The organism is Verrucomicrobiota bacterium (assembly GCA_016871535.1).
Taxonomy (GTDB): domain Bacteria; phylum Verrucomicrobiota; class Verrucomicrobiia; order Limisphaerales; family SIBE01; genus VHCZ01.
Map to the genome: position 1 here is coordinate 1 of VHCZ01000262.1, position 8,519 is coordinate 8,519.

Consider the following 8,519-nt stretch of genomic DNA (forward strand, 5'->3'; position numbering starts at 1 on the left):
GAATTTTGCCTGGGGCTGCGTTGCTCCTCGGTCACAGCCCCACTGGCGGGGGATGCTCGCTCGTCGCGCCTTGCCCCAGGCCAAATTGGGCGCAACGAACGTGAGCGTATTTACGAAACGGACCACTTAGACTGAGAACCGTTATGGGTGTGCCCGAACCGATCCATCGACTGACCGAATCCGAGTATCTCGAACGCGAGCGCCTGGCCGACTACAAGAGCGAATTCTTCGACGGCGAGGTTTTTGCCATGTCCGGCGGCACACCGCCACACAGCCAGATTGCCGCGAATCTGATTAGCGAATTCAACAGCAAACTGAAGGGGCGTCCCTGCGTCGTCTATACCAGCGATCTGCGCCTCAAGGTGGAAGCGACCGGCCTGCTGACTTATCCGGACTTCTCGGTGATCTGTGGTCCGTTGCAGTTTGCGGAAGGCACGGACGACACGGTCGTGAATCCAAGGCTGGTGGGCGAAGTGTTATCCGACTCCACCGAAGCCTACGACCGGGGCAAAAAGTTCGAGAACTACCGGCAGATGCCGTCGTTGCGGGAATACCTGTTGGTCAGCCAAAAAGAAGCCCGGATCGAGCAATCTCCCGCCAAAAGGACCGAAGCTGGCTCCTGCGCGATGCGGCTGGCTTGGAGTCCACGATCCACCTTCTCTCTCTCGAGGTGACGCTTGCGCTGAGCGATGTGTTTGCCGGCGTCAAGTTTGCGCCAGCCTCCATCCGCCCCCAGCGCGTCTGAGCTTCAGGAGTTCAAAGCTTAACTTAAGGGTTCAGGTTCAAAGTCGGCGCCTGAAAATTTAACAAAAGCCAACGAAACGAAGATCAGGCAGCGATTTACCGCGCTTTCTCCTCCCCGTGAGCCCGACTCGACCACGGATTGCGCGGATAGCACGGATCAAAGAGCAGTTAGCGCCTGGAAGTCAAACTCCCGTCCAGGCCGATGACGCCTTCCCTCGCATTGGCCGGTAACGTCGTCGTCGTCGTTCGACCGCCAGGCCAGCGAATCGTTACGGCAGTCGGAATGGCCGGGGTGGACATCACTTGCGTTGGGCTGTCTTGCGACCAGTATCCCGAACCCGCATGGATTTCCCGGGCCGGACCAAACTGGTCTCCGAACCGAAGTCGAATCACCGCGCCAATCCCGTGAGGATTCCCGGACGGACCTCGCAGTTTAATGCGAAGCCCTGGAGCCGCCTGGATGTTCTGATACAGCTTGGTCGCGGCTCCGTTCTGAGTCACCGCCAGATCGATCCTTCCATCTTCGTTGAAATCGCACAGAGCCGCGCCGCGTTGCTCGCCATAAACGGCAACTCCGGATACCTGGCCCGGCACGCTGGCCAAGCCGCCTTTCCCATCGCCTCGAAGCCACAATCCACGCCCGGCATCCAAGCGTGGAATCTCAGCCTGCATCGGAAAGAAATTCTGGCTCAAAAAAACATCTTCGTGCCCGTCGCCATCGAAATCCGCAACATTGACGCCGAACGCCGGAGCAAGCTGCGCTTCGAGCGGCAGTTCCACCTTCTCGAAGCGCTCGCCGCGATTCAGGAAAAGGCAGGAGGCCAGCGTTCTCACCTCCGTCCGCCGCGCCAGGACCATTCGTTCTCCCAGAACCTCCGCCAACGAAGCTTCGCTGTAAATCTTGTGGCTGGTGAAGCGCTCGAACAGAAACGGAAGCGATGCGGACACCGGGAGGAATTGACGGCTGGTCGTGAGTTGCCGGGTTACGCCGTCATAATCGGTCTCGACGACGTCCAGGATTCCCGGCCGAGATAATTCGCCGTAAAGCAACGTTAACGGACGTTCTTTGGATGCTTGGTAAGGACTGTTCAAGCCCCAGTTGGAAGCCGCGATGTCCAGGCGTCCATCGCTGTCGAAATCTCCCGTTGTGATCCCTTTCCACCAGCCGGTGAATTCGGAGAGACCGAATTCCGCCGTCACGTCGAACAGCGCTCCACCACGTCTCTGAAAGATCCGGATGGGTCCCCACTCGCACGCCAGGAGCAGTTCGGGGAATCCGTCGCCAGTCAGGTCGCTCCACACGGCGCCATGGACGATGCCGAGATTGTCAAGCAACAGACTGTTCCGCGCGTCCAACTCCCATCGGCCCGCGTTGTAACGATAGATCTTCGAAGCTGCGCCGAGTGGATAGCGGCCCGGGATCACACTTCCAGCGACGAAGAGCGCAAGCTGGCCATTGCCGTCCAAGTCGCCCAACGCCACGGCACCTCCGCTGGTCATCTCTGATCCAATCGGCCCGACAGGCTCCAACTGAGTCGCGCTAAGGCGAAATTGCATCGCGCCATGGCGGGAGGGCGACTCATAACCGGTGATTCCAGCAATGAACGCTGCGCGGCCATTCGAATCGTTCCAGGCCACGATTCCTCCGGTGTCACTCGATACGCCAGTGGCAGGCGCAGCGGCAATTCGCTCAAATGCGCCACGTCCGTTCGACCGAAACACAGCCGGGACGGCGCCCGTGCCGGTGCCGATGATCAAGTCGTCATGACCATCCGCATCCAAGTCGAACCAGGCGATTCCTGGGCCGAGCTGGCTGAGCCTCAACGGCAGCAGTGGCTGGCGCTCGAAATCATTGAAGTCAGGCTCGTGGTGGAGGTGAGCGAGTGTGTCGCTAACGTCTTTGAAGATACGCGAGGCAAGAGGCGATGGGGGATCGGCGATTGGCTGTTGACGGTTAGTAGTCTTTGACGCTCCCACGCTTTCACGCTCCCCCGCTCCCCCGCCGGCATCCGCCTGCGGCTCCTCAATTTCATAAACCCGATTGGCCGCGACGTTCTGCACGACAGTTCGCCTGCCACTGCGCCACGCCACTTCGATCCGCATTCCTGCGCGAGTGGTCCCCGTCGCGAAAACCGCCATTGCCTCCGACCCCGACAAGTAATGGCCACCGCTGACGATTTCAGTGCTTTGTCTGGGAATGACGCCGTTGATCAAAGCGACTTGTGCGCCGATCCCCTGCGTGTTCGGAGCGCGCCCTTTGAGGCGCACCTTGACGCGGCCTTGGGATCCTTCGTTCCGGTAAATCTCCGCTGGGCCGTTCAGGCAATTCACAACCAGATCGAGATCGCCATCCCCGTCGAAATCACCGGTCGCCATTCCGTGGCGGACAGCGGGATGACTCAGCCCCCACGGCTCTGTGACTTCTTGGAATCTCCAATCTTTCAAGTTCCGAAAGGCCACGATCGGCATTCGGAGCGGGGGATAAAGCTGATAGTGCGCTTCCAGTTCTCGCGTGAAGGCCTTCTGCCTGGCCGCTTCATCTTTGAATTGATTCCAGGAGCGCTGGCGGGCGGCAATTTCCCGCGCCGCATCCATATCCTGCACGTCACGGAAATGACCCGCCGAGATCACCCAGTCTTCGTAACCATCGAGGTCCACGTCCAGCGTAATCGGTGACCAGGACCAATCCGATGCGGCGATACGGGCGAAATCAGCCATTTCGGAGAAAGTTCCATCCCCGCGATTTCGGAACAGAGTATTGCGCATCACTTGAGGCCGGTCATCAATCGCGCCAATCACCGCTGCCATCGGCTTGTCCGCGAACATCTGGCGCTTTCGCAACCGCAAATCCCGGCTCAACATATCGAGCACGAAGAAATCCAGGTGGCCGTCCCGGTCGAGATCCGCAAAATCCGCCCCCATCGAACTGGCGCTGGTTTTGCGCAGAGCGAGCTTGTCAATGGCTCGGAACCTCCCGCGCCCGTCATTGATCCAGAAACGATCCGGCGTCCAGTAGTCGTTGCAGACGTAGAGGTCAGGAGCGAGGTCGCCGTTGACATCGCGGAACGTCGCGCTCAATCCCCAATCCAGCGGCGGCGCGGCCAGTGGCTTTCCGGTTTCGTCGAGAAACGCGCCGCCGTTCCAGGCCGCAAGCTGGAAACGGCCAGTTCCGTCATTGAGAAGGAGTTGATCCGGTTCTCCGTACTCTGCCAATTGTCCGCCACGGAGCACGAATCGATTCCGGTCTTTTTGCGGAATGACTGGTTTTCCGCCGACCGCCGAAAAGCTGATTCGCCCCACGTCCCGCATGTCGTTCGTTCGATTGTTGGCCACGTAAAGGTCGAGCGTGCCGTTGCCGTCGATATCGGCCAGCGCCAGGGTCGTGGCGGCGGACGGACGCCGCGTGCCCGCCTCAGCGTTGCGGTCGGTAAACCTGCCTCGACCGTCGTTGATGAAACAGAGGACCCCTTCGCTGAGCGTCGAAACCAGCAAATCCAGGGAGCCGTCGCCGTTGACGTCGGCGAACACTGCTCCTCGGTAGAATCTCCTTTCGGATTGGAGGCCTGCCTCAGCGGTTACATCTTTGAATTGCCAGTTCCCCAAATTCCGATAGAGCACATTGGAATTCTCCAGGCCGCAGAAATAAAGGTCCGGCAAGCCATCGTTGTCGATATCGCCAACCGCCACGCCGGAACCGTTGGCCAGCACGCGATTTGCAGCGATGGAGGCTTCGGTCAGCCGGTTTGAGAAAGTGATCCCGGTGTGCGCTGAGGAAAGCAGCCGGAAGCCATCGCGACCTTGAGCAAGCACTTGCGCTCCGGTCCAGCGAAAGCCAACTTCGGGGTACCAAAGCCTCTCGGCCCCGCGAACTAACATTTGTGGCCACAAAAGGCCACAGAGCAAAATGGTTAGCTTGGTTCTTCTCACAACAGCTTGCACCGAAAGTAGGGCAGGCATCTTGCCTGCCTCAGGTTCGGTTCAACCTGGCCCGCAGGGGACAGGCTGGAAGCCTGTCCTACTTTGCGAGCCAACATTCGCAACACTCTCGAAGGAAACGCCTACCTTCATCATCGCTCCAGAGTCAACCTGGAAAGGACTCTTATGATCCCATTAAACACACGAACCACACAGATTGCCTTCTCATTCTTAAGAAGGCATGGCCGTTGCTTAAGAAGGAAAGTGACAGATAGAACAAATAGGCAATCCCTCGTTCCACGCTAAGGCGACCCCGAGTGGGGTCGCCTGTTTGTTTTGGGGAATGGGGCAGAGCGGATTGGAGTGGTGGAGTGGTGGAGCAGTGGCTGACGAACCGCTCCATTACTCCACCACTCCATCACTCCCGCGCCGTGCGCAAGGAAAGTGCTTTACACAGGGGGGATTCAAATCTAACGTTGCCGCCACATTTGAAACCTGAAGTGAGTCGATGACGGAATTCTATGGAAGGAAAGTCGAAGACAATCGAGGATTTTCGCGTGCATGAAAAAGACACCGGTTCCGCCGATGTTCAGATCGCTTTGTTGACGCAACGCATCAACCACTTGACTGAGCACCTGCAAAAGAACCAGAAAGACCACAGCTCACGCCGGGGCCTGCTGATGATGGTAGGCCAGCGTCGGCGCCTCCTGGATTACTTGCATAACACCGACATCCGGCGTTATCAGTCCGTGACTAAGAAGTTGAAGCTTCGCAAGTGACCTTCGGCTTTCGAGGACTTCTCTCGCTTTTCGTTTAACATAAAACCCGCAGTCCATCCGCTTCTCAAGGAGCGGCGAGCCCCGCTAACGCGACGGGGTTTCCATGGCTTGCAAAACCATCGCGTCACACCCGTTGGCACTGGGAAATTTCATTCAGTACCTGGTTGACAGGTGCTCACTGAAGTTCCTCTGGGCCAACGGGCATTACTAAATTGTTATGTCTGAAAAAATCACCATCCAAGTGGGGGCCAACCCCATTCACATCGAAACCGGAAAACTCGCCAAACAAGCCGACGGGGCCGTCACCGTCCAACTCGGCGAAACCATCGTCGTCGTCGCGGCGGTCGCCGCCACCAGCGCCAAAGAAGGCCAGGACTTTTTTCCGCTGACCGTCGATTACCGGGAAAAGGCCGCCGCGGCCGGGAAATTCCCCGGCGGTTACTTCAAACGCGAGGGGCGCCCGACGGAAAAAGAAATCCTGACCAGCCGGGTGATCGACCGCCCCATCCGGCCATTGTTCCCCAAAGGCTGGTACAACGAAGTTCAGGTGCAAAGCATCCTGCTCAGCGCCGATGGCGAGAATGATCCGGACGTTCTCAGCATTCTCGGCGCTTCGGCCGCGCTGTCGGTCAGCGACATTCCCTGGAACGGGCCAATTGGCGCATTGCGGGTCGGGCGGGTCAACGGAGACTTCATCGCGAATCCTACGCACGCCCAGATGGAGCAAAGCGATCTCGACCTGATCTATGTCGGCACGGCAACGGACCATTTGATGTTCGAGGGCGCGGCCAAGGAAATCTCGGAGGCAGATTTTCTGGCGGCATTGGAGTTTGGCCACCAGATGTGCCAGACCATGATCGCCGCCCAAAAGGAACTCGTCGCGCGCGCCGGCAAATCCAAGCGCGCCATCACCCTGAATGTAGTTCCCGACGAAATCCTCAACGAAGCCAAGGCGCTGGCAGGAGATCGAATGGTCCCGGCCTTGCTCATTCCGAAAAAGTTGGAACGCGAAGCCGCAGTTAAGGCGTTGACGGACGAAGTGGCCTTGAAGCTCACGGAGAAGTTCGGCGAGGAGAAGATCACGGAATTCGTCGTCAACGATGCCTTTTATTACATCCAGAAGGAGGCCGTCAAAAAACTGATTCTGGACAACGGCAAGCGGATGGACGGGCGCCGCTTCGACGAAGTCCGGCCCATCTCATGTGAGGCCGGCGTGCTTCCGCGCGCGCACGGTTCGGCGCTCTTCTGCCGCGGCGAAACGCAGGCGCTCGCGCTGGCCACGCTGGGAACCACGGAGGATTCGCAGGAATTCGATTCCTACACCGGAGGCGCCAGTGAAAAGCAGTTCATTCTGCACTACAATTTCCCCAATTTCTCCGTGGGCGAAACCGGACGCATCAGCGGCCCCGGCCGGCGCGAAATCGGCCATGGCGCGCTGGCGGAACGCTCTCTCGAACCGATGATTCCTCTCAAAGATTTCCCTTACGCCATCCGCGTCACCTGCGAAATCATGGAATCCAACGGCTCCACCTCGATGGCGTCCGTCTGCGGCGGCAGTCTGGCGTTGATGGATGCCGGCGTGCCGCTGAAGAAACCCGTCGCCGGCATCAGCGTTGGCATCTGCACCGAATACACCCAGGACAAACAGATCGGCCGCTATCAATTGTTGACCGATATCATCGGCTGGGAAGACGCCTTCTGTGACATGGATTGCAAGCTCGCCGGCACGGACAAAGGCATTACCGGGTTTCAGCTCGATCTAAAACTTCCCGGGCTTCCCCACAAGCACATGATGGAGGCCGTGGAACGAGCGCGCGCAGCTCGGCTGCATGTGCTGGCGGAGATGGCGAAAGTGCTCTCCGAGGCTCGCAAGGAACTCAGCAAGTACGCGCCGCGAATCCTGACCATCAAGATCAATCCGGAGAAGATTGGGGCGCTCATCGGCCCCGGCGGAAAGAACATCAAGAAGATCGTCGATGAATCCGGTTGCGAGATCAACATCGAGGACGACGGCACGGTCATGATCTATTCGACCAACGAAGACGGGATGAAGATCGCCCGCCGCGAGGTCGAGAAGATGACTTCAGAAATCGAAGTCGGGAAGACTTATCGCGGGCGAGTCGTCAGCATCAAAGAATTCGGCTGCTTCATCGAGGTCTTCCCTGGCCAGGACGGACTCTGCCACATCAGCGAGCTGGCCAATTTCCGCGTCAAGCAAGTGGAAGACATCGTCAAGATGGGGGACGAAATCACCGTGAAGTGCATCGGCATCGACGAAAAGGGCCGGGTCCGCCTCTCGCGCCGCGCCGCGATGGAAGAGCGCGACAAAGAAATGGCGAAGAAAGGCTAAGCCCTTTCTTCGGACCGTGGCCTTTAGGCGGCTTAATCGCCCGCCTGCGAAGAGTGCACAGACCCTAAAGGCTGCGGTCCGAGCACTTTTAAGGTCCGTGCGCACGGCTACTTGGCCGTGGAAGGTTCCCCTGAACCGGGCAGGGTTGCGTTGCCGCGCAACCGGTCGTCAGGCGATGCGGCGCAACAGCGCCGGCCTGCGATTGACGGGCTCAAGGGCCGTATGCATGGGTCGGAAACCATGGAGGTCAACCTAACGGCGCTTCTTCAAGGAAAACCGGCGGAGAAAAAAAACCCCGCCTGATGCCGTGTGCAAACAGTTCCTTTGAACTATTTAGAAACAGGTGGAACGGGCTTTGCGGCTTTCGACTTCCAGTAAAGGCCTGTCGGCCGCCGCCTCAGCTTGGGTTCCTTTTTTCGTCAACTACGGTTCAAGGACTCAGTTTCTGAGCACGAGCACGGGCAGGGTAAATTCGCCTGCGAAACATCTTCCAAAGAGCCTTTGACGCCCGCTGGCCGGCCCACTTCTCAGGCGTCGAACACGAAATAATCAATCACTTTTCCACCGCTCGCTCAAGCAAAAACGCGGGTTTCAATCGCCAAAGCGGGACGCGTCTTTTCAGTTTCATAAGTCCAGCACGTTGGGGTGTTTGGCGTGAATGAGCGCGTGGAGTCGTTCGCGACCGCCGCGAGCTGAATTGAAGCGGCTCTGAAAATCCCCCGTGTTGCATT

3 protein-coding genes, 1 other RNA gene and 1 pseudogene are annotated in these 8,519 nt (G+C 58.5%); 3 read left to right on the top strand and 2 right to left on the bottom strand.

What is annotated here, in order from left to right; translation table 11 throughout:
* Nucleotides 1–143 precede the first annotated feature (143 nt).
* Nucleotides 144–745: pseudogene (locus tag FJ398_23085) on the top strand (Uma2 family endonuclease).
* Nucleotides 746–912: 167 nt separating this feature from the next.
* Here the strand turns inward: FJ398_23085 and FJ398_23090 are convergent.
* Nucleotides 913–4,701 carry a hypothetical protein gene (locus tag FJ398_23090; protein MBM3840789.1) on the bottom strand — a complete coding sequence of 1,263 codons (3,789 nt, stop codon included), beginning with the start codon at nt 4,699–4,701 and terminating at the stop codon, nt 913–915.
* A gap of 479 nt (nt 4,702–5,180) precedes the next feature.
* On the opposite strand from FJ398_23090, the gene rpsO reads away from it, so the two are divergent.
* Together rpsO and pnp are read left to right on the top strand one after the other, a co-directional pair.
* Nucleotides 5,181–5,438 (top strand): 30S ribosomal protein S15, encoded by a 258-nt coding sequence (gene rpsO, locus FJ398_23095; GenBank protein ID MBM3840790.1) that lies wholly within the window; start codon nt 5,181–5,183, stop codon nt 5,436–5,438.
* 217 nt (nt 5,439–5,655) lie between these two features.
* Nucleotides 5,656–7,788, top strand: coding sequence for a polyribonucleotide nucleotidyltransferase (gene pnp, locus FJ398_23100; protein MBM3840791.1), 2,133 nt, complete (start codon nt 5,656–5,658; stop codon nt 7,786–7,788).
* A 288-nt stretch (nt 7,789–8,076) separates the two neighbouring features.
* On the opposite strand, the gene ssrS is transcribed toward pnp, so the two are convergent.
* A non-coding RNA gene (gene ssrS / locus FJ398_23105) (6S RNA) lies at nt 8,077–8,259 on the bottom strand.
* Between the last annotated feature and the right edge of the window lie 260 nt (nt 8,260–8,519).